Origin of the sequence: Burkholderia sp. HI2761, assembly GCF_002223355.1 — a bacterium.
Lineage (GTDB): Bacteria > Pseudomonadota > Gammaproteobacteria > Burkholderiales > Burkholderiaceae > Burkholderia.
Genome location: NZ_NKFN01000009.1, coordinates 331599 through 353181, shown reverse-complemented (window position 1 = coordinate 353181; position 21583 = coordinate 331599). Strand labels below are relative to the sequence as shown.

The window sequence follows — 21583 nt, the reverse complement described above, 5'->3', positions numbered from 1 at the left end:
CCGATCTGTTGGTCTGGCTGGTTGGTTTGGCTTCAGAAACATTCGACGCTGCCCTTCACGCCGGTCAGCACGCCGACGCAATCGCGCCGCGCTTCCGGCGCCGCGTGCGACGCGACGTGCACGCGGACCTGCCGCACGTGGACGGGCGCCGGCGGCGCTTCGGGCACGGGCTCCTTGCCGAGCAGCGTCAGCTTGGTCGCACCGTCCGTGTTCAGCGTCTTCTGGTCGACCTGGTTGCGCAGCACGAGCGACAGCGTGCCGACGCTGCGTGCGACGTCGAGCCGTTCGGCCTGCTCGGGCGTGACTTCCAGCGTCACCGCGTTGACCACCTTCGGCGCCGTGTCGTCGCGGCTGACCTGCTGCGCGACGGCGAGCACGAGGATGTGCTCGAGCACGATCTTGGAGATGCTCTGCCCGTCGGTCTTGCCCTGCTGTTCCTGCGTGTTGACGATCACGTCGACGTAGTTGCCCGGCAGGGCGAAGCCGGCGACGCCGACCACGTCGTTCACGCGCACCGTGATCGCGCGGCTGCCGTCGGCGATCACCGCGGACAGCCCGCCCTTCGTGCCGACCGGCGCGAGCTTCGATTCGATCACCGGTTCGCCGCGCGACAGGCTGGTGCGCACGACACGCCCTTCGAGCGTCTTCGTGTCGGTGAACGCGCCGGTCGGCACGCTGCCCGACGGCCAGCTCACCATGTGGATCTGGTTCGGCCCGAGCGGCTCGCCCAGGTTCAGGTCGGTGCTGGCCACCGCGACGGACGTGACCGAGCTCGTGGATGTCTGCATCAGCCAGTGGGAGGCGAATACGACCGCGGCAAGACCCGCGATCATCGCGACGACCAGCATCATGACCGCTCGACTGTTTTTCATGGCAATGCTCCTCGACGAATCGTGAAAGAAACCGCTCAACCGGTGACGAACGTACGGCCTCCGCGCTCGACCGGCGGCGGATGGCTGCCGTCCCGTTCAGGCGCCGCGCCGAAGTAACTCGCCCACGCGTCGTACAGCGCGTCGTGCGTCACCTCGGGCGGATCGCCGCGATAACGCGCGCCGGCGGCCACGAGGCGCAGCAGGTCCGCCGGAAAGCACGCGAGAAACGCCTTGCCGGTCGGCAGATGCAGCCGATGCAGCAGGAAGTCGAACGCGTCGCTCGCCGACACGAGCCCGAGCGATGCGCAGGCCGCGTCGTACACCGCGCGGTAGTCGTCGATCGACATCGCGCCGACGTGCAGCTTCGAGCCGAGGCGGCGCATGAACGCGTCGTCGCAGAACTGCTCCGGCGCCAGGTTGCTCGAGAACACCGGCCATACGTCGAACGGCAGCACGAAACGGTTGCCGGATTCGAGCGTCATGAAATCGTCGCCGCGATCGAGCGGACGCAGCCAGCGATTGAGCAGGTCGCGCGGCTCGACGCGCTGGCGGCCGAGATCGTCGACGACGTACATGCCCATGTTCGCCTTCATGTGCGGCGGCGCCTGGTAGAAACCGGCCGCTTCGTCGCGACGCAGGTCGAGCTCGTCGAGCGTCAGCTCGCCGCCCGACATCACGACCGGCCGCCGGCACAGGCGCCAGCGGCGATCGACCGACTGGCCGACGCTCGGTGCCTGCGCGTCGACATGCACGAGCGGGTCGTAGACCTGGATCACTTCGCCCGCCGCGCAGATCGCGTGCGGGACCGGCACGCGGCCGTGCATCAGCGCGCCGAGCCGTTCGGCGAGAAAGGTCTTGCCGCTGCCGGCCGGGCCGTAGATCAGCAGCGGCCGGCCCGCGTTCAGTGCCGCGGCCGCCGCATCGAGCACTGCCGTGTCGATCACGATGCCTTCGAACGCCGCCCATACGTCGCTCTGGCCGATGTGCAGCTTGCGCACCGAATGCGCGGCCACGCTCGCGAGATACGCGTCGAGCGTCACCGGCGCGGGCCCGCTGTAGCCGCTGCGCTCCCGTTCCTCGAGCGCGAGCACGCGGCCCGCATCGGTCAGGCGGAACGTCACGTCGAGATCGGTCGCGCCGCGATGGATCAGCTCGACGAGATGCTCGCGCACCAGGAACGCAAAGACGTCGTCGAGCACCGCGAGCGGCAGGCAGTGCCGCTCGACCAGGTCGCCGTACGACGGACGGCCGAGCACCAGCGTCGACTTCAGCACGAGGCCGCCGACGAACGCCATGCTCAAGCCGGTTTCCGCGAGCGAGCGCGGCGCCGGCGGCAGCTGCGCGCCCAGCTTCGTATGGACCTCCCGCGACGGCGGCGGGTCGGGCAGGCGTGCCACCTGCGCGTCGCGTCTCGGTTCGGTGTGGTTCGTGTTCATGATCGTTGCGTCCTCGTTGCGTCTTCGTTGCGGATCCGCCGCGCTATGCGCACGACGCGAACAGCATGCCCAGCGTGCCGACCGCGATCGCCACGCCGTACGGCAGCGTGCCGACCGAGACGATCTCGACGGGGCCGTTGTCGGCCTCGGCGCGCGCCGCTTGCGAGCGCCGCACGAGCAGCGTGCGCACGTTCGCCCACATCCGGCGCGTCCGCCCGCGCAGCAGCGCGTAGACGACGGCGCCGATCCCGCCGGCCAGGAACGTGGCCAGCACGATGTAGAACGTCATTTCCGCGCCGACCCATGCGCCGATCGCGAGCATCAGCTTCACGTCGCCGGCCGCCATCCCGCGCAACAGGTAGAACGGCAGCAGCAGGCCGAAGCCGGTTGCAGCGCCGGCGAGCCATCCGAGCACGCCTGCCAGTACGCCGTGCAACAGGCACTGCGCAACCAGCGCGCCGGCCAGGCCGAGCAACACGAGACGGTTCGGAATGCGACGGCTCGCGATGTCCGTGCCGGCCGCGGCGACCGCGAGCAGCGTCACGCACAACGGAACCGGATAAGGCGGCGCAACGGGAAGCATGGCGAACCTCGCGTATCGAATCGGTGGATCAGGAAACCATGGACAACGCGGTGGTCACGGCGGTGCTCACGGCAGCCGTCACGGCCGCGGCGATCATCTCGTATGTATCGACGAGCGAGCCCTTCAGCGTGACGACGCTGCCCAGTACCGCGATGGCGAACATCGACGCGAGCAATGCATATTCGATCGACGTCACACCCTGTTCGTCGGCGATCCAGCGACGGGCGACACGCGTGATGGCATGCATGATGGTCTCCGGTTTCCGGTTGAACGGATGGCCGGGGACGGCCCGAACGCTGCACCAGCCGAGCCGCCCGCGGCACGGTGCATCAGATGCCTGCAACCGCCGAATCGAGGTCGGCCGCGATCGTGCTGAACACGGTCTTGAGATCCTTCCCGATGGTCGACAGCGCGGCGATGATGCCGATGGCGATGAGGGCGGCGATCAGGCCGTATTCGATGGCGGTCACGCCGTCTTCGTCGCGAATGAAACGGCCGGCTTGTTGAATGAGCTTGGACATGGTGATCTCCTTGCGTGGTGACTTTCAAAACCCTCGCGCACCGGCTGGTCGGACGACCGTGCATCGATACGTCGAGGAATGTCGTTGATGCCGTGTGGCGCCGACGAACGATTCGGACGATTCGGGCGAACCGTTCGTCGTACCGTCCATCAGATGCCTGCTACCGCCGAGTCCAGATCCGCGGCGATCGTGCTGAACACGGTCTTCAGATCCGTACCGACCGTCGCCAGAGCGGCGACGATGCCGATCGCGATCAGCGCGGCGATCAGGCCGTATTCGATGGCCGTCACGCCGCCCTGATCCTGGACGAACCACGCGATCTTTTCGATGATTCTTGACATGAGCACTCTCCTTTCGGACTGCTATGAAATACCCTTCGTCGGTCGAGACGTCGGGGGGTGGGCACCACCGGCACTACGCTAGAAATCGGAAGCCGACGATCAGTCGCGGAAACGGGGCGGACCACCCCGGTCCGTGCGAACGGGTATCGGCGAGACGGAGCATGAGAGATGCGTGTACGGTTCGACCAGTCGGATGAACCGGGCAGGTCGATCGACCGGAACGGCACGGCGGCCGCTCGACGCATGGAATCCAGTTGAACGGGAGACGAACTCCCGGCAAAACTGCAATGTGTCTTTAACGCGGCTTGCGATCCGCGATGTGCTGTGGTCTTTCATTTTTATTCCCCATGTACTGCCATGCCGATTTCTTATTGCCCGGAAGCGATCGGGTCTCGTTGGTCGTTCGACGACGGTTCCCGCGCTCGATCGAGCGGAGCCGCGTGTTCCCCGACGCGCTCCGGACCATCTTTTTCCGCAAGTGATGCCGAGCCGGTTCCTCTGCTTGTTGCCCGAACCGCCCGGTCACCACATCGTCGACTGCCGTGCCAACGCTTACGCAAAGAGCGGACCATCCCGGGCGAAATCGAGGCGCGGCAAGGGTTCCGGCGATCCGCACGCCCCCTCGCCAAACGTCCGGCCACCGAAATGTTTCAACCTTGATATATGCGGTTCGGGCGCATGTGGTCGGCACGAAACCCCGTCGCCGCGCTGCACAAAGGGTCCAAAAAATTTTCTCGGGATTTTCCCGAACATGGCGAGCGCCTCGTGCGTCGCCGGTTCGGCGGCCTGCACAGCCGACAAAAAACGCGGAATGTTTCAGGCCAGATACACGAATGCCGGCGGCGGCGTTTTCTCATACCAGAAATGGCGGTTTTCACCCGAACCGATGAACACATTCAATGCCGGCCGGCCGTGCGCGGTTTGCATCATGCGATTTTTTCTTCAACAATGAATTCACGGACAACGCTATCTCAGAGCGATCGATCCGCAGGCACGACAACATCAAACGGCTGCGACAGACCACGCGGCCAAACGACAGACGGGGCATCATGTACACAGCCAATCGTGGAACGCGCGATCGCGCAATACGCTGTGCTCAATGGCTGACGGCCGACCGGATCATTCCGTACAGCTGCATCATGCTGATGCTCTTCGCTGCGCTGCTGATCGTCTGGGGCGTCGTGACCGACGGCTTCACGTCGAACGCCACCGCCCGCCCCGGCACCGACTTCTCCGTCTTCTGGACCGCATCGCATCTCGTGTTGCAAGGTCACGCCGCGGCGGCCTACGACACGTCGTCATTTCTGCAGGCCGAATTCGCGCACTTCGGTGCGTATCTGCAAAACCGGCCGCTTCCCTGGCTCTATCCGCCGACGATGCTGCTGTTCGTCGCGCCGATTGCCCTCGTGCCTTTCCTGCCCGCTTACTTCCTCTTTTTCGCGGGCAGTCTTTTATGCTATGCGTTCGCCGTCTCGCGGTTGTCGGGGCTGCGCGCGCATCTTCCCGTGCCGCGCGCCGCGACGCTCGTCGTCGTCGCATATTCGGCGGTGTGCATGTCCGCGCTGTTCGGCCAGAACAGCATCCTGACCGCCGGCCTCGCCGCACTCGCGCTGCATCTGCTCGGCAAGCGGCCGGTCGTGGCGGGCGTGCTGATCGGGCTGCTCGCGATCAAGCCGCAACTCGCCGTCGTGTTCCCGTTCGTGCTGATCGCGACGCGTGCGTGGCGCACCTTCGCGGCGGCGGCGATCAGCGCGGCGCTGTTCGCGGCGGCCGGCGTCGCGCTGGCCGGCCCCGCCGCGCTGCACGGGTTGAGTCACGCACTGGAGACGGTACGCGCGCAGCATTTCATGCTCGCGTCGTACTGGCTCGCGTCGCCGACGCCGTTCGCCGCGTTGCGGCTCGCAGGCGCGCCGGTCGCGGCCGCGCTGGCCGCCCAGGCGGCGGTCGCGCTCGTCGCGCTCGCCGCGGCCGTCGACGTCTGGCGCCGCACGCGCGACATGCGGCTGCGCGGCGCGGTGCTGGCGGTCGCCACGCTGCTGACGACGCCGTATCTTTGGAACTACGAACTGACGTGGCTCGGCATCGCGCTCTTCTGTCTGATCGCGCACGGCCTCGACGAAGGTTGGCTGCCCGGCGACCAGGGCATCGTCGTGCTGGCATGGCTGCTGCCGATCTTCGAAATGCTGAACCGGCTGATGAAGCTGCCGCAAATCGGGCCGGTCGTGCTGCTCGCGGTGCTGTTCGTCGTCGTGCGCCGCACGGCGTTCGTATCCCGGAGCGCACGATGAAAACGCCGTCGTTCGCCCGCCACGCACACCCGGCCGCCCACGTGCATCCGGAACTCCCGATCGCCGGCCCGCGCCGCTATCCGCACTGGCTCAATCGCGATCGCGTGCGCCTCTATGCGGCCGCCGTGCTGCTGACGGAGGTGCTGTTCATCGTCATTTACCTGGTCCGCCTGCACCTGTCGCACGACGGCGCGCTGGAGCCGCTGTCGCAGGACTTCTCGCCGGTCTGGAGCGCCGCATGGCTCGCCGCGCACGGGCACGGCGCCGACGCATGGCATTACTCCACGTTGTTCGCGGTCCAGAAGCTCGCGCTCCCGACGATGACGCTCGCGGACGGCACGCTGCCGTGGCTCTATCCGCCGACGATGCTACTGCTCGTGCTGCCGCTCGGCTGGCTGCCGTACACGCTGGCGATCGTGCTGTGGCTCGGCATCGGAATCGCGCTGTTCGCGGCGGCGATCCGCGCGACCGTGCAGCGCGACGCCGCGTGGTTTTGCGCACTTGCGTTCCCCGGCGCGTTCCTCACGGTGATCGTCGGGCAGACGAGCCTCTTCACCGCGACGCTCGCCGCGCTCGGTCTGCTCGCGCTGAACCGCCGCCCCGTCTTCGCCGGCATCTGTTTCGGGTTGCTGACGATGAAGCCGCAGCTCGCAGTGCTGTTCCCGCTCGCGCTGCTGTGTGCCGGCCAATGGCGCGCGCTGGCTGCGTGGGCCGCGACGATCGTCGGCAGCGCCTTGCTCGCGACGCTCGCGTTCGGCGTGGGCCCATGGATCGCGTTCGTCCACTTGATCGCCCACGTCTATACGATCGTCGGCACCGGCCACGCCAAGCTCGCGCGCATGCCGACCTTGTTCGCGCTCGCGACGATGGCCGGCTGGCCCGCGCTCGTCGCGCGCGGCCTTCAGTTACTGTCGGCCGCGGCTGCCGCGATCGCCGTCGTCTACGCGTGGCGCGGCGCCTGCTCGTACGCGCTGCGCGCCGCGACCCTTGCGTGTGCATGCCTGCTCGTCAGCCCCTATCTGTACGACTACGACCTGACGTGGTACGGCATCGTGATCGCGTGGTATGCACGCTATGCGTGGACGCACGGCTGGCGCCACTTCGACCGCGAATGGCTGATGCTGCTGTGGCCGATGCCGCTCGCGGGTCTCGCGATCGTACCGCACCTGTCGTTCCAGTTCATGCCGCTCGTGACGCTCGCGTCGCTCGCGCTGCTCGTCGGCCGGATTGCCCAGGAACGACGCGACGTGCCGTCGATGCCCGATGCGCGCGACACCTCGACCGAGACCGACTTCGCGCACGCGGTCCGACCGCACCACCGCCCGGCGCACGACATGCGCCGCACCGGCCGCCTGACGTTCGGCGTCCACCGGTAAGCGACATCACAAGGGGAATCATCATGCGGGAATCCATCTACACGCCGCTCGTCTCGCTGGTCGTGCCGTTCTACAACGAAGGCGAAGCCGTCGAGCGCTTCTTCGACGTCGTGATTCCGTTGTTGACCGCGATCGACGCGATCCGCTTCGAGATCGTCTGCGTGAACGACGGCAGCCGCGACGACACGCTGGAACGCCTGGTCCGCATCGGCGCCGCCGAGCGGCGCGTGCGCGTCATCGATCTCACCCGCAATTTCGGCAAGGAAGCCGCGCTGACGGCCGGCCTCGACGAAGCCGCCGGCGACGCGGTGATCCCGCTCGACGCCGACCTGCAGGACCCGCCAAGCCTGATTCCGGTGCTGATCGAGCACTGGCGCGACGGCGCGGAGGTCGTCGCGGCCAAGCGCAGCAACCGCGCGTGCGATTCCTTCGCGAAACGCACCGCCGCCGCGATCTACTATCGCGTTCACAACCTGCTGTCGGACGTGAAGCTGCCGGAGAACGTCGGCGATTTCCGGTTGATGGATCGCAAGGTCGTGAACGCGCTGCGCAACCTTCCCGAGCGGCACCGCTTCATGAAAGGGCTGTTCGCGTGGGTCGGCTACAAGACCGTGATCGTCGAATACCAGCGCGATCCGCGCAGCGCCGGGCACTCGAAATTCTCCGGCTGGAAGCTCTGGAATTTCGCGCTGGAAGGCATCACCAGCTTCAGCACCGTGCCGCTGCGCAGCTGGACCTACATCGGCGTCGGTATCGCGGCGCTCGCGTTCCTGTACGGCACCTTCATCATCCTGCGCACGCTGCTGTTCGGCAATCCGGTGCTCGGCTACGCATCGCTGATCTCGGTCACGCTGTTCATCGGCGGCATCGAGCTGATCGGGATCGGCGTCGTCGGCGAATACGTCGGGCGGATCTACGACGAATCGAAGCAACGGCCCATCTACCTGATCCGCCGCCGCTACCAGGCGCACGGCAAGGTGATCGAACTGCCGGTCGCTCGCGACGCACGCCGCCAGCCGCCCCGCCGGCGCGCACAGCCGGTCCGGGCGCGCATCGGCGCGCGCTGACGCGCAGGCGCCATGATCGGCCCGCTCCGGGCCGAGCGCACGCGGCTCGTGCGCTTCGGCGTATCCGGACTCTGCTCGACCGCGATTCACACGCTGGTCGCGGCGGCGCTGTTCGCGCTGCTCGATGCGACGCCGGTGACCGCGAATGCGGTCGCATTCGGCTGCGCCACCGCGTTCTCGTATCTGGCGAATACGCTGTGGAGCTTCTCGTCGACGGTGCGCACCCGCAATGCCATGCGCTTTCTCGCGGTCACGCTCGCCGGTTTCGTCGAAACGATCCTCATCGCACGCGCCGCGGAGGTGCTGGATGTGTCGCGCGCGATGGGTGTCGTCGCGATCGCGCTGCTTATCCCGCCGACGACGTTCGTGCTGCACCGGCTCTGGACGTACCGGTAAGCGGCCCTCTTTCGTCCCTGCCGACAATCGGTCAATCAATTAACAGATTCAATGTCGTTACGTGGCCGATCACCCGAGCGGCGCCGCGGGCCGGATTGCGCGGCAGCCGCGGCGCCGCATTCAACGCAACGGCGACCACGCCTCCGGCAAGCCGATCGTCGACGTCGCCCTTTCGATCTGCTCCGGACCGCCTTTCGGAGGCCAAAGCCCCTCCGCATAGTGCCGCTTTCTCAGCGCCATACGTTCTTCCAGACTCGAGAATCCCCAGATGTGCGTGATGCGCGGCGGTCCATCGAGCGCGTACAGGTTGCCAACGAGATGCGACGTATAGGCTTTGGCCGGGCCCACCGCCCGTTCCCACGCGGCAATGGTCGGCGCAATACCGCCGGCTTTCAGCCAGTAGCGGCGAATCTCATAGAAGTCGCCAAATGCCGCCGGTTCGACATCGGGTAGAAAAGGAAAAAGCGCATGGCTTTCCATCGTCAATCGAACGGATGCGCTTTCAATCCCGAAAGGTCGCTCGGCGCTCAATGCCCGATTGCGTTCATGCTGCAACTCATCCATCGTCTCGAAGCCACGCAGCACGACAACCCGCGATAGCTCGCCAATTTCCGTGCGCCATGCTCCCAGCAGCCGCCCTTGCGCGTCGGCATCCGATACCCAGCGATGCGCATGGCGGGACACCCTGTCCTGGTCCAGAAGCGGACACGACAACGTCGCGAGTTCATACAGCATTTCTGTCCTCCCTTTTTTGCTTGCATATCCCAATCTATTTCCAAACCGGCGGCTGATAAACGCGCCGCACCTTGAAACAGAATCCAGTACCATTGCGCAATGGATCTCCTCAAGGCGATGGCCGTATTCGTCCGTATCGTGGAAACGGGCAGCCTGACGGCGGCGGCGCAAGCGTCCAATCTGTCGCCGACCATGGTCGGCAACTATCTTCAGGCGTTGGAAAGTCGGCTAGGCGCGGTCCTCCTTCACCGCACGACCCGTAAGCAGAAAGTCAGCGCGTTCGGCCATGCTTACTACGAGCGATGCGTCGAAGTCCTCGGTCTGGTCGACGACACGGAACAGCTTGCGCTCGATCACCTCAAGCAGCCACGAGGGCGTTTGCGCGTGACTGCGCCCGTCGTGTTCACGAACGAGTGCCTGATTCCCGCGCTCGCGGACTATTACCGGCGCTACCCCGAGATCAAGCTCGATATCGTCGCAACCGACTCGCTCGCCGATCTGTTCGACGAAGGTTTCGAGGCAGCCATTCGCATCGGCGCGCTCGCCAACCCGGATGTGGTGGCGCGCCCGCTGGCGCCATATCGGCTGGTGCTGTGTGCGTCGCCCGCTTACGTTCGCGAACATGGAGCGCCGACTACGCCGCACGCGCTGGGCGAGCATCAATGCCTGACGTACGCGTATCCGCCCCGTTCGGAATGGCACGCGGCGCAACCTCAATGGATGCTGGAAGGTCCGGATGGGCCGATGAGCATCGCCGTGGACGGCCGACTGAAAATTGACAGCGCGGAAGCGTTGCGCCGAGCGGCATTGAGCGGGCTGGGTATCGCGATGCTTCCTTCCATGTTGATAGACGAGGACATTCGCGAGGCGCGCCTCATCGAGATCATGCCGGACTTTGCCGGCCCCGAACGACCGATGAATCTGCTTTATCTGCAAGAGCGGCGAAAATCACCGAAGCTTCGTAGCTTTACTGAATTCGTGGTCGACCGGTTCGGTGCCGAAACGGCCTACCGGACGTAACGCGGCTGCCGTTCCTGTTCAAAGCCGATCGACTTGCGGGCGCGACCGGATCGGTAACGCCCGAATGCCGCGACACCTCCGGCCTCCATCGCGAACGCCGACGCCACTGGTCAATGCGAAGCACCGAACAATCGAATCACGACACCGCGCAGCCACCGGTTGCCGGCCTCGTGGTGATAGCGCGCATGCCAATGCTGCCGCACCGCAAACCCGTCGACCGGGATCGGGCAAGCATGAACCGCCAAATCGCTGGCCTGGGCCAGCGTCTCGCCGATATGACGAGGTAGCGTCGTGATCAGGTCGGTCGTCTGGACAATCGCCCCCAGACCGAGAAAGCCCGGCAATTCCAGCACCACGTCCCGCTCGATGCGCGCCTGTCGCAGCGCCTGTTCGAGGAGCTGCGCCCCGGTGCCGGCCGTGATGGCGACATGCCCTTCCGAACGATACTGCCTGGCCCCGAGCCGGCCGCGAATCCTCGGGTGATGCCGATTCACCAGACAAATCCAGTCCTGGTCATAAAGCTTCTGCTGATAAATACCGCCACCGAGCCATGGCACATAGCCGATCGCGAGATCGGCTTCGCCGGATTCGAGCGCCCGCTCCGTATTGCCGTCGATCCGTGCGGCTTCCAGCCGGACGCCGGGCGCCTGCGCGCGGACATGGGCCAGTAGCCGCGGCAGCAGCGTGACGTGGCTCGCGTCGGTCATGCAGATGCGAAAGCGTCGCTGGGCGGTCGCGGGATCGAACGCGATCTCCCACGCAGTGAAACGTCGCAGCGATTCGAGAATTTCCCGGCATGGCCCGATCAGCGCGTCGGCCTGCGGTGTCGGCGCCATGCCGCCGGGCGTCCGGATGAAGAGCGGATCGTGCAGGTGCTCCCGCAAGTGCCCGAGCCAGATGCTGACGGTCGGCTGGCTCTGGCCGAGTTGCTCGGCGACGCGCGTGACGCTGCGCACGTCGTACAGGAGATCGAATAGCTGAAGCAGTTTCAGGTCCGGCAGATCGGCGGGCATCGTCGCATTATTGTGCTGGACAATGACGCCATTGTATCCATTGCATTGCCGATATGAGCGGCGGCTCCTATCGTGAGGCCATACGTCAAGGAGACACCGTTGAAAATTGCGATTCTGGGTGCCGGCGCACTGGGCTGTGCGATCGGCGCCACCCTCACCGAAGGCGGTCACGAGACCTGGTTGATCGACCGCTCGCCCGCGCACGTCGATGCGATGCGTCGCGACGGCCTGCGGGTCGACGACGCCGGCGGCTCCCGGCACGTACGCGTCCACGCGACGACGCAGGCCGCCGAAGTCGGCGCGGCCGACCTGGTGGTGGTGCTGGTCAAGTCGTTCCACACCGACGCGGCCATCCGCGGCGCCCGATCGCTGGTGGGGCCCGATACCGTCGTGCTGTCGCTGCAGAACGGCCTCGGGCACGAGGACATCCTGAGCGAGGCCGTCGGCCGCGAGCGCGTACTCGCGGGCAAGACCTACGTCGGCGGCGTGCTTCGCGGGCCGGGCCATATCGAATCCGGCGTCATCGGCAAGGCCACCTACATCGGCGAACTCGACGGCCGAATCACCCCGCGTGTCCGGGCGATCGCCGACGCGTTCGATACCGCCGGCCTCGCGACGACGATCAGCGACAACATCGTCGGCACGATGTGGGACAAGCTGCTGGTGAACGTCGCGACCGGCGCGCTGACCGGCCTCACCGGCCTCACCTACGGTCAGCTTTACGACGAGCCGTTGCTGAAGGCGACGTCGCTCGCGGCCGTCGCCGAGGCGATCGCGGCGGCGCAGGCCGCCGGCGTGACGCTGTCGATGACCGATCCGGAACAGGCATGGGCGCTCGCGGCCGAGGGGCTGCCCGCGGCCTTCAAGACCTCGATGCTGCAAAGCCTGGAGAAAGGCTCGATCACCGAGATCGACTTCATCAACGGTTCGGTCGTGCGCTGCGGGCAGCGCTACGGCGTGCCGACCCCGGTCAATGCCACGCTCGTCGCCTGCATCAAGGGGCTGGAGCGCGCGATGGCCGATCGCGCACGCGAGGAGACTGCCGCATGAACGCCACGAAAGCCTATCTCGAACACGTTGCGATCTGGGTGAAGGACATCCGCTGGCACATCCGTTTCTTCGAGGACGTGCTGGGCATGACGCTGCGCGAAGTGGACGGCACGCTCGACGCACCGCGGCAGTACTGGACGCTCGGCGGCCTGCAGTTCATTCACGCGCCGGAACACGACGGCCCGGAAGGCCGGCTCGCCCATCTCGGCGTGATGTGCGAAGACCTGGAGGCCGCGCTGGCCGCGGCGCGGCGGTTCGACGTGACGGAGATGCCGCAGGGGCGCAACTGGCTTCGCCTGCCCGACGGGCTCGCCGTCGAACTGATTCAGGCCAGGCCGGCTTCCTGTGTCGCACAGGCGTTGGCGATCGACCCGCGCGCGGAGGCATGACCATGACGATCGTCGAGAAATACTGGGACGACGCCCGCGAGGGCGATGCATGCACGAGCCCGAGCTACATCGTGACCAAGGAGCGCATTCTCGCGTATGCCGACCTCACCGGCGACCATACGCCCGTGCACGTGGACGAGGCGTACGCGAACGCCAGCCATTTCGGCTGCCTCGTCGCGCACGGGCTGTTCGGCCTGTCCGTTGCCGACGGCCTGAAGACCCAGAGCGACTATCGCTTTCTGCCGGGCATGTCGCTCGGCTGGACCTGGGATTTTCTGCTGCCGATCAAGGTCGGCGACGTACTGCACGTGACGTTCCGCGTCGGTTCGATGCGGGCCAGCAAGAGCCGTCCGGACTGGGGCATCGTCGTGCTGCCGTCGGAACTGATCAATCAGGACGGGCAAATCGTTCAGCATGGCGAACATCGTCTGATGGTCCCGCGCCGTCCGGAGGCATCGTGATGCAGGCACGTCCCCTCGAAGGCATCCGCGTCGTCGACTACAGCCATTTCCTCGCCGGCCCGTATGTCGGGCGCTGTCTCGCGGCGCTCGGCGCAGAAGTCATCAAGGTCGAGCGTCCCGGCGCCGGCGACGCCGGGCGCCAGCACGCGACCGTGCTCGACGACCAGCAAAGCGGCTACTTCCTGCAGCTCAACATGGGCAAGCGCGGCGTGAGCGTCAACATGAAGGACCCGCGCGGCAAGGCGTTCATGCAGCGGCTGTGCGACTCCGCCGACGTCTTCGTCGAGAACTATCGGCCGGGCGCGCTGGACAAGCTCGGGCTCGGCTATGCCGAACTGTCGGCGCGCAATCCGGGCCTCGTCTACTGCTCGATTTCGGCGTACGGGCACACCGGTCCCGACGCCCATCGCGCGGGCTTCGGGCTGATCGCCGAAGCGAAGAGCGGGATCATGCAGATGGTCGGCACGCCCGGCGAGCGGCCGCCGCTGCTGCGCATTTCGCTCGGCGACATGTACACCGGCATTCATGCGGTCGCGGCGATCAACGCCGCGCTGCTGGGGCGCGTGAAGAGCGGTCGCGGGCAACACGTCGACATGGCGCTGTACGACACGCTGGTGTCGATGCACGAATACGCGGTGCAGTGCTACACGCTGCAGGGCGTGCTGCCCGAGCAGACCGGGCACGACATGCCGACCTCGACCCTCTATGGCGTGTTCCGTGCCGCGGACGGCGATCTCGTGATCGCCGCGCAGGTGGACGACGCGTGGAAGCGCTTCGCAGCACTGATCGCGACGCACGGCGGCCCGGCGGGTTTCGGCGCCGACCCGCGCTTTCACGACGGCACCGGGCGCAACGCGCACCGCGCGGAGATTCTGTCGGTGGTCGAGCCGTGGGTGGCCGCGCGTTCCGTCTCGTCGGTACTGGAATTGCTGGACGGCATCGACGTTCCCTGCGCGAAGGTGCAACGCATCGACGAGGTGTTGAACGATCCGCAGATCCAGGCCAGAGGCATGGTCGTCGAGCAACAGCATCCGCGCTACGGGACGCTGCGTCTGCCCAACCTGCCGTTCCGGTTTTCCGATTGCGATACGACGATTCGCGACGTCGCGCCCGATCTCGGGCAGCACAACGCGGAAGTCGCGCGTTCCCTTGGGTTCGATTCGGCCGAAATCGACGCGATGCAGGCCGACGGCGTCCTCTATTCAAAAGCGAGCCAATGATGACCGACCGATACGCGGTGATCGGCAATCCGATCGGGCATACGAAATCCCCGTTGATTCACGGCCTCTTCGCGCAAGAGACGCGGCAGGACATTCGCTATACGGCGATCGAGGGCCCGCTCGAGCCGGCAGGCGCCTTCGCCGCCGCGGTTCGCGCGTTTTTCGACGGTGGCGGCAAGGGCATCAACGTTACCGCGCCGTTCAAGCTCGATGCGTTCTCGATGTCGGACGAATGCAGCGAGCGTGCGCAGCTCGCGGGCGCGGCCAACGCGCTCAAGTTCGACGGCGGCCGCATCCTGGCGGACAATTTCGACGGAATCGGGCTGGTTCGCGATATCGAAGCGAACCTCAATCTTCCGATGGCCGGCAAGCGTGTCCTGGTGCTCGGCGCGGGCGGCGCGGCACGCGGCGCGCTGTTGCCGTTCCTCGAAGCAGGCCCGGCGGAACTCGTCATCGCGAATCGCGACGTCGACAAGGCGTGCGCCCTGGCCACGCAGGTCGCCGGGCGCGGCCCGCTGGTGGCCGGCAGCTACGCGGACCTCGCGCGGATGGGACGTTTCGACCTGGTCGTCAATGCGACATCGGCCAGCCTGACCGGCGACCTGCCGCCCGTCCCGCCGAGCGTGTTCAGTCCGACGGGAACCGCCTACGAACTCGCCTACGGCAAACGTCTCACGCCGTTTCTCCGGCTCGCGAAAAACGCGGGCGTGCACGGGATCGCGGAGGGCGTCGGCATGCTGGTCGAGCAGGCGGCCGAGGCGTTCGCATGGTGGCGCGGCGTGCGCCCGGCGACCAGTTCGGTGATCGATCGGCTGGCCGTGCCGTTCGACTGAACGCCGGGATCGTTGCGCGGCTAGCCAGCGATCGACGCGGCGGCGCGTTCGGCGCCGCTTCCGCCAGGGCGCTCAACCACGCGTCGTCAAATGAAGCATGGTGTAGTGTTCGTAATGACCCACGCCGTTCTTCACGATCGGATCTTCCGATGTCAGCGCGGAAATATCCTGATCGTCGGCAATCTGGTAGAGCGATACGCCGTAGCCGCCAGCGTCATCGATCACGGGGCCATGAGCGACGATCAGCCCCTTGTCGAGGAGCGCGTTCTGGAAAACTCCGTGCTGCCTCATCCATTCCTTTTCGTCGGCAGACATCGTCGCGAGGAAATTCGCACGCGGCGGAATGAATTTGCAAAGATAATATTTCATCGTTTAATCACCTCATTTATAGAACCGACTGCCATTCCGGAATGAACAACGGCTTTACCAACTGACATCCTTACGTAACGTTTCCGTAAGTTGAAAGATCAATGGCCGCCGGAAGCTTCATTTCGCCGTTCTTACGCTTTTAAGTATCGAACCTTCGAACATTTTTGGCACGTAGTTTTGAAGGAAAAGAATCATGCCCGTCATCTTCCCTACAGGATTGCTGAATTTCGGCTCGTGGGTATTGATCAGCCGGGTAATAGTATTGACGACCGCATCCGGCGCTTCCGCTTCGTCAATGCCTTTTTGCGTCGCGGCCGTTACCTGTTTCCGGTACGCGTCGTAGTCGGCGATGTTGCCGCTGCCCGCCGACACGGCATTGTGGCCAAGATTCGTTTTGAACCAGACCGGCTCCACCATGCTGATCTTGATGTTGAACTGATTCAGTTCGAAACGTAACGACTTGAAGAAACCCTGAACCGCATGCTTGGAAGCAGTGTAATACGACAGGTTCGGCGGACCGATCAGCCCCACGATGGAACTGATGGTAATGATATGCCCGCGCTTCTGCGCCCGGAGCTTCGGCAGCAACGCAGTTGTCACCTTGACCGTGCCCCAGAAGTTGGTCTCGAACTGTTGCCTGCCCAGTTCGATCGGCGTCTCTTCCGCGATGCCGGTGACCATGTAACCCGCATTATTGACCAGTACATCCAGCTGCTTGACGTGTCTGAACAATTCGTCGGCAAACGCCTCGATGGAGCCATCTTCATCGATATTCAGGCGCAGCAGTTTGAACGGCACCTTACCGGCGCATTTTTCCGGCGTACGGCTGGTGCCTATCACGTCGAAACCTTGTTGATGGAGGTGATTGGCAAGCATCAACCCAAAACCCGACGATGCGCCCGTAATCAGGACCGCTTTTTTCATGTGCGCCTTCCAAAAGATGTTGTCACTCATGCAGGCCGGGATGCGCAGTTCGCGTCCGGAGCTGGCAGGATCCGACGACTGCCGCAACAGCCCCGCAAAAGCATCGAACCGACGCACCGCCGTGTCTGCAATGGTGAATAACCGCCTGGCACACGTGAGTTGACGGCACCGCTGGCTTAAGCAGCACTTTGCCGTTGAGCCGCGTCACGCGCACTCGCCGAACGCGCCAATGAAACTGCCGAACGCGCCAAAGATCGCGTACGCTGTTGGCGCGTTCAGCGAGTGCGCTGTCGCTGTCCACCGCGTAAACTTCGCCCATGTCCACAGAACCCAGAATCCCGCTGAATGGCTACCGCGGCTCCCAGTTGATGTATGCCGTGTGGCCCGGTTGGCGGTTACTGATGCATGACGCAGGATTGGCAACGCCGAGCGTGCTGGGCCGCGCACAGCTGCCGGGCGATCTGTTCGCCCGCGAGAACGTGCGGCTGAACTCGGCAGACTTCTTCAAACTTTGGCGGGCCATCGAAGCCGAAGGCCAGGCCGTGCGGGCAGACTGCCCGGCACCGTTGCAGGTCGCGCAGGTGATGTCGTCCGACTGGTTCGACCCCGAACTTTTTGCTGCACTCTGCAGCTCGAACATGGAAGCGGCACTTCACCGCATCGCAAAGTACGTCAGGCTGGTCGCGCCGATCGAGATCAACGTGGCGCGAACCGCGACGCAGTGCACGGTCACCATCGATTTCCTGGACCGCACGGAGTCTGCGCCGAGCGTGTTCCTGGCGTTCAAGCTGGTGTTCTTCGTGCAGCTCGCACGACTCGCCACGCGCAGCCACGTGCGCCCGTTGCGGGCAAGTTGGCCCGTGCCGCAAGGATCGGAGTCGGACCTCCGTGCATACGAGGCGTACTTCGGCGTACCGGTCGACCGCAGCGCATTGGCCACGCTGGTTTTTGCCGCCGCGGACGTTGAACGCCCCTTCCTGACCGAGAACCACAAAATGTGGTCGTATTTCGAGCCTGCCCTGCGCACGCGGCTGGCGGAGTTGGACCGCGCCGCCAGCATGGTGGAGCGCTTGCGCGGCGTGCTACTCGAGGCACTGCCGGCTGGTGAACTGTCGATGGATGCCGTTTGTCGAAAACTCGGCGTCAGCACTCGGACCCTGCAACGCAAGCTGAAGGCTGAAGGTACCGGTTTCCAGGAGACGCTGGACGCCCTGCGCGAGTCGCTCGCCAAGCATTACCTGACGAATTCGTCGATGTCCGGCGCGGAGATCTCGTTTCTGCTCGGCTTTGAGGATCCCAATTCGTTTGCGCGGGCGTTTCAGGTGTGGACGGGGAAGACGCCACAGGCGGCGCGTTTGGCGCTCAAGAAAACCGGCTCCTGAATCGTTTCGCAATCGGTATCAGGTTTTGGCGGCGGCTTGCGCCGCCCTCCCCGGTCACGCCTGACAGGGCTCACCGTGTTGCATCGACGGGCTCGATCGGCTTTGCGCGCCGGTCGGTGCTCGCCGATCACGGTGTCACGCCGACCCTGCCGACGCGCCACCACCTTCATTGCGCGGAGGTTCGCCCGCGGTCACCGACTGGCTCATTGACGCCAGAATCGCGTCGCGGCAAACCGCAAGAATTTCGTCAGCCAGTGGCGAATCGTCCGGACACGCGCGCGACATGACGATGGCCCCGACCGCGTGCGCCAGCATGTCGAGCGACCTGGCTCGCGTCCGGGCGGCGTCCACATCGTCCAACGCACCGCCTTCAGGGCTCAACGCAGCCAGCAGGCTCTCGATACCGGCCGCAAACGTAGCTCGAACCGCTTCCGGCTGACGGGCGGCATCCGCGCCTAGCGCTGCCATCGTACAACCGGTCGCACGGGTGTCGCGGTGCGTGCGAGAAAGGTAATACCGCACGAACTCGGACGCGTTCGCGCCCGCGCTCAGCGCCGCGGTCTGCGCGATGCCGCACGCCGCCGATTCCGCCATCAGATCGGCCTTCGAGCGGAACTGTTTGTAAAAGCCCCCGTGCGTGAAGCCGGCGGCAGCCATCAGATCGGCAACGCCAACCCCATCATAGCCACGCTCCCGAAACAGCTTCGACGCCGTCTCGACGACGTGCTCCCGATTGGCCTGCGCCTGTGCCTTGGTGATCTTCATTTCCTGACGACCGTGAGTGCATGCCTGCGAAGGCTCCATCATACATTGATGTCGATCGTCATCAAAACCTTGACAGATTAGATTACGACCATCATCATTGCTCCGCGTTCCCCACCCCGAAAACCGGCGCAACATGACCGACAAGACGCTTTTCGAGCCTGCGCCCTTGGCCGCGTGACCCTCGCCAATCGCGTTGTCACGACACCGCTGACCCGCAATCGCGCGGGCAGGCACTGGCTGGTACCCAACCTTGAATCTGGAACACCATGAAAGCACTTATCTTCAGACGCTATGGCAAGTCCCCCGAGATCGGGTTCGCCGAAGTGCAGCGACCCGCGCTAAAGCCTGATGAACTGTTGGTCCAGATCCACGCGGCGGGGTTGAATCCGGTCGACAACGTGATTCCGACAGGAACGTTCAAGCCCGTCCTCAAATTCGAATTGCCGGCCACGCTCGGCAGCGATATTTCCGGTGTGGTGACCGAGGTCGGCAGCCGTGTCACGCGTTTCAAGCCGGGTGATGCCGTCTTTGCCAGCCTCTTCGATCTCGGCCGAGGCTCGCTCGCCGAATTCGCGGCAGTGCCGGAGCGCGTTGCGGCGCCGAAGCCGGTCAATCTGGACTTCGTGCAGGCTGCCGCCGTCCCGATGGTCGGGCTTACCTCGTGGCAGGCATTGAAGGAGCGCGCCAATATTCAAGCCGGCCAGAAGGTGTTCATTCCTGCCGGGTCCGGCGGTATCGGCACGTTCGCGATTCAGCTGGCAAAGCACTTCGGCGCGACGGTCGGAACGACCACCAGTACGGGCAACGTCCAACTGGTAACCAGCTTGGGCGCCGACGAAATCGTCGACTACAAGAAGCAGGAATTCGAAAACGTGCTGCGCGGCTACGACGTCGTGCTTGGCACGATCAGAGGCGATGCGATTGAAAAATCCGTAGGCATCCTGAATCCAGGCGGCAAGATCGTATCTCTCGTCGGGCCGCTGGACGCGGCGTTCGCCCGTGCTCGCGGGCTGAACGTCGTGCTGAGGTGGGTATTCGGGCTCATGAGCCGCAAGATCATCCGGCTTGCGGAAACACGAGATGCGACCTATTCGTTTCTCTTCGTACGTCCGGATGGAGCCCAGCTCGCCGAAATTGGCGCACTCCTCGAGTCGGAACACGTTCGTCCCGTGATCGACAAGGTGTTTCCTTTTGACCAGGCGAAGGAAGCGCTCGAATATCTGGCCCAGGGACGCGCCAAGGGCAAGGTCGTCGTGAAAATCAAGTGAGCGGCCAATCCGTTGACGACTGACTGTGCGGGTTCTTGCCCTGGCTTTTGAAGAGGCGCAGCGGCGGCCAGGGCCGGACTCGATGGAAAACCTGAGGGCCGCTTAGGACTACGATTCGCCCAACGGCCATCAACCGATCGTTTCCGCGAACGACTTCAGATACTTCATGCCCGTGTCGCACATGATCGTCACGATCGTGGCGTCCGGGCCAAGCCGTTCGGCGAGTCGCAATGCGCCGGTTACGTTGGCTCCGGTCGACGTACCGCAGAACAGCCCCTCCTCCGCGGCCAGTCGGAACGCCATGGCTCTCGCTTCCTCCGTGGAGACACGCTCGAGTTCGTCGGCGATGCCGTCGTGCCATAGCGGCACGACATAGCCCGCGCCGATTCCGTCGATCTTGTGCGCCCCGGTCGGGCCACCCGACAGCACCGCCGATTCTGCCGGCTCGACGCCGGCGATCCGGATGCGTGCATCGTGTTCGCGCAAGCGCCGCGCAATCCCGCGTAGCGACGCCGCCGTGCCGACGCTCTGGACGAAGCCGTCGAGACGGCCGCCGGTCTGCTCCCAGATCTCGTCGGCCATCTTCGTATAGGCGTCGAACTGATCGGTATTCTCCATCTGCGCGGTGAGGTATGCGCCCGTCTCGCCGACAATTCGATTCGCTTCGCGAATCATGTCTTTCGTCAGCTTCTCGGTTTGCTTGCCGCCGTCGCTCGGGACGATCGTCAGCGTCGCGCCAAGCAGGCGCATGTGATCCAGTTTCTCCTTCGAGAACGCGTCCGACGAAACCAGATGCAGCGGATGCCGCTTGACGGCGCATACCAGCGCGAGCGACACGCCCGTGCTGCCGCCGGTGTACTCGACCACCGCGCCACCCGGCTTCAGACGCCCATCGCGCTCAGGCGCTTCGATCATCGCGAGCGCGATCCGGTCTTTCATGCTGCCGGTCGGATTCTGACTTTCGAGCTTGACGAACAGGCGCGCGCCGTTCTTCGGGACGACGTTTCGCAACGGTACGAGCGACGTGTTGCCGATCGTGTCGAGAATGCTGCCGGGAGTCGATTGCATGTTGACCTCTGAAGTGAGCGAACTGGCAAGACCGGGCGAGTGGCGGTTGGACAAACCCGCCGATGCCGGAAATGCTTCGCAGTCTAGACGCGCGACGAGGCCTTTCACCATAGTCAGAAATGACATTAATAGCGACAATCACGACATCCGTTCTACCGGGAATCCGATGCGTGGGCGGGCGTAGCGCACACGCGCCGCGCGCGCCC

Annotated in this window: 24 protein-coding genes; 12 read left to right on the top strand and 12 right to left on the bottom strand. The window is 65.0% G+C overall.

What is annotated here, in order from left to right:
- Positions 1-32: 32 nt before the first annotated feature.
- The 6 genes from cpaB to CFB46_RS33605 form a co-directional block, all read right to left on the bottom strand.
- Entirely contained in the window at positions 33-872 is an 840-nt protein-coding gene (cpaB, locus tag CFB46_RS33630) for a Flp pilus assembly protein CpaB (protein WP_027786535.1), read from the bottom strand.
- Positions 873-907: 35 nt separating this feature from the next.
- On the bottom strand, positions 908-2308 hold the full coding sequence (locus CFB46_RS33625; RefSeq protein ID WP_027786534.1) for an ATP-binding protein: 1401 nt from the start codon (positions 2306-2308) through the stop codon (positions 908-910).
- A gap of 43 nt (positions 2309-2351) precedes the next feature.
- Positions 2352-2891, bottom strand: coding sequence for an A24 family peptidase (locus CFB46_RS33620; protein ID WP_027786533.1), 540 nt, complete (start codon positions 2889-2891; stop codon positions 2352-2354).
- 28 nt (positions 2892-2919) lie between these two features.
- On the bottom strand, positions 2920-3138 hold the full coding sequence (locus CFB46_RS33615) for a Flp family type IVb pilin (RefSeq protein ID WP_027786532.1): 219 nt from the start codon (positions 3136-3138) through the stop codon (positions 2920-2922).
- An 82-nt stretch (positions 3139-3220) separates the two neighbouring features.
- Positions 3221-3412 (bottom strand): Flp family type IVb pilin, encoded by a 192-nt coding sequence (locus CFB46_RS33610; protein WP_027786531.1) that lies wholly within the window; start codon positions 3410-3412, stop codon positions 3221-3223.
- Between the two features lie 149 nt (positions 3413-3561).
- Positions 3562-3753 carry a Flp family type IVb pilin gene (locus CFB46_RS33605; RefSeq protein ID WP_027786530.1) on the bottom strand — a complete coding sequence of 64 codons (192 nt, stop codon included), beginning with the start codon at positions 3751-3753 and terminating at the stop codon, positions 3562-3564.
- 1049 nt (positions 3754-4802) lie between these two features.
- Here CFB46_RS33605 and CFB46_RS33600 point away from each other — a divergent pair.
- From CFB46_RS33600 to CFB46_RS33585, 4 genes are read left to right on the top strand one after another with little or no spacing between them, the layout of a single operon-like run.
- Entirely contained in the window at positions 4803-6041 is a 1239-nt protein-coding gene (locus CFB46_RS33600) for a glycosyltransferase family 87 protein (protein WP_027786529.1), read from the top strand.
- Positions 6038-7417, top strand: a complete 1380-nt coding sequence (locus CFB46_RS33595; protein ID WP_027786528.1) for a glycosyltransferase family 87 protein — start codon at positions 6038-6040, stop codon at positions 7415-7417. The genes CFB46_RS33600 and CFB46_RS33595 overlap by 4 nt, the downstream gene beginning before the upstream one ends.
- 23 nt (positions 7418-7440) lie before the next feature.
- Positions 7441-8484, top strand: a complete 1044-nt coding sequence (locus tag CFB46_RS33590; RefSeq protein WP_027786527.1) for a glycosyltransferase family 2 protein — start codon at positions 7441-7443, stop codon at positions 8482-8484.
- A 12-nt stretch (positions 8485-8496) separates the two neighbouring features.
- Entirely contained in the window at positions 8497-8880 is a 384-nt protein-coding gene (locus tag CFB46_RS33585; protein WP_027786526.1) for a GtrA family protein, read from the top strand.
- A gap of 120 nt (positions 8881-9000) precedes the next feature.
- On the opposite strand, the gene CFB46_RS33580 is transcribed toward CFB46_RS33585, so the two are convergent.
- Entirely contained in the window at positions 9001-9615 is a 615-nt protein-coding gene (locus tag CFB46_RS33580) for an NIPSNAP family protein (RefSeq protein ID WP_027786525.1), read from the bottom strand.
- 99 nt (positions 9616-9714) lie between these two features.
- On the opposite strand from CFB46_RS33580, the gene CFB46_RS33575 reads away from it, so the two are divergent.
- Positions 9715-10635, top strand: coding sequence for a LysR family transcriptional regulator (locus tag CFB46_RS33575; RefSeq protein ID WP_027786524.1), 921 nt, complete (start codon positions 9715-9717; stop codon positions 10633-10635).
- Positions 10636-10745: 110 nt separating this feature from the next.
- Here the strand turns inward: CFB46_RS33575 and CFB46_RS33570 are convergent, their stop codons facing one another.
- Positions 10746-11648 (bottom strand): LysR family transcriptional regulator, encoded by a 903-nt coding sequence (locus tag CFB46_RS33570; RefSeq protein WP_027786523.1) that lies wholly within the window; start codon positions 11646-11648, stop codon positions 10746-10748.
- A gap of 99 nt (positions 11649-11747) precedes the next feature.
- Here CFB46_RS33570 and CFB46_RS33565 point away from each other — a divergent pair, with 99 nt between their 5' ends.
- From CFB46_RS33565 to aroE, 5 genes are read left to right on the top strand one after another with little or no spacing between them, the layout of a single operon-like run.
- Positions 11748-12698 carry a ketopantoate reductase family protein gene (locus CFB46_RS33565; RefSeq protein ID WP_027786522.1) on the top strand — a complete coding sequence of 317 codons (951 nt, stop codon included), beginning with the start codon at positions 11748-11750 and terminating at the stop codon, positions 12696-12698.
- Positions 12695-13087: a VOC family protein gene (locus CFB46_RS33560; protein ID WP_027786521.1), complete on the top strand. Its 393-nt coding sequence runs from the start codon at positions 12695-12697 to the stop codon at positions 13085-13087. Before CFB46_RS33565 ends, CFB46_RS33560 begins: the two co-directional genes overlap by 4 nt.
- Before the next feature lie 2 nt (positions 13088-13089).
- The gene (locus CFB46_RS33555; RefSeq protein WP_027786520.1) at positions 13090-13548 is read left to right on the top strand and encodes a MaoC family dehydratase; all 459 of its coding nucleotides are present in this window, start codon (positions 13090-13092) and stop codon (positions 13546-13548) included.
- A complete protein-coding gene (locus CFB46_RS33550; protein WP_027786519.1) occupies positions 13548-14768 on the top strand; it encodes a CaiB/BaiF CoA transferase family protein in 1221 nt (406 codons plus the stop codon). Before CFB46_RS33555 ends, CFB46_RS33550 begins: the two co-directional genes overlap by 1 nt.
- Positions 14768-15601 (top strand): shikimate dehydrogenase, encoded by an 834-nt coding sequence (gene aroE, locus CFB46_RS33545; RefSeq protein ID WP_027786518.1) that lies wholly within the window; start codon positions 14768-14770, stop codon positions 15599-15601. The genes CFB46_RS33550 and aroE overlap by 1 nt, the downstream gene beginning before the upstream one ends.
- 72 nt (positions 15602-15673) lie before the next feature.
- Here aroE and CFB46_RS33540 read toward each other — a convergent pair whose 3' ends face one another.
- Both CFB46_RS33540 and CFB46_RS33535 read right to left on the bottom strand, forming a co-directional pair.
- Positions 15674-15970 (bottom strand): YciI family protein, encoded by a 297-nt coding sequence (locus tag CFB46_RS33540; RefSeq protein ID WP_027786517.1) that lies wholly within the window; start codon positions 15968-15970, stop codon positions 15674-15676.
- A 117-nt stretch (positions 15971-16087) separates the two neighbouring features.
- Positions 16088-17011 carry an SDR family NAD(P)-dependent oxidoreductase gene (locus CFB46_RS33535; protein ID WP_230469158.1) on the bottom strand — a complete coding sequence of 308 codons (924 nt, stop codon included), beginning with the start codon at positions 17009-17011 and terminating at the stop codon, positions 16088-16090.
- A gap of 200 nt (positions 17012-17211) precedes the next feature.
- Between CFB46_RS33535 and CFB46_RS33530 the strand changes: the two genes are divergently transcribed.
- Positions 17212-18276 (top strand): AraC family transcriptional regulator, encoded by a 1065-nt coding sequence (locus CFB46_RS33530; RefSeq protein ID WP_034185525.1) that lies wholly within the window; start codon positions 17212-17214, stop codon positions 18274-18276.
- Positions 18277-18411: 135 nt separating this feature from the next.
- Here CFB46_RS33530 and CFB46_RS33525 read toward each other — a convergent pair whose 3' ends face one another.
- A complete protein-coding gene (locus CFB46_RS33525; RefSeq protein WP_027786514.1) occupies positions 18412-19041 on the bottom strand; it encodes a TetR/AcrR family transcriptional regulator in 630 nt (209 codons plus the stop codon).
- Between the two features lie 266 nt (positions 19042-19307).
- Here CFB46_RS33525 and CFB46_RS33520 point away from each other — a divergent pair, with 266 nt between their 5' ends.
- Positions 19308-20309 carry an NADP-dependent oxidoreductase gene (locus CFB46_RS33520; protein ID WP_027786513.1) on the top strand — a complete coding sequence of 334 codons (1002 nt, stop codon included), beginning with the start codon at positions 19308-19310 and terminating at the stop codon, positions 20307-20309.
- Positions 20310-20438: 129 nt separating this feature from the next.
- Here CFB46_RS33520 and CFB46_RS33515 read toward each other — a convergent pair whose 3' ends face one another.
- Positions 20439-21377 carry a PLP-dependent cysteine synthase family protein gene (locus tag CFB46_RS33515; protein ID WP_027786512.1) on the bottom strand — a complete coding sequence of 313 codons (939 nt, stop codon included), beginning with the start codon at positions 21375-21377 and terminating at the stop codon, positions 20439-20441.
- Between the last annotated feature and the right edge of the window lie 206 nt (positions 21378-21583).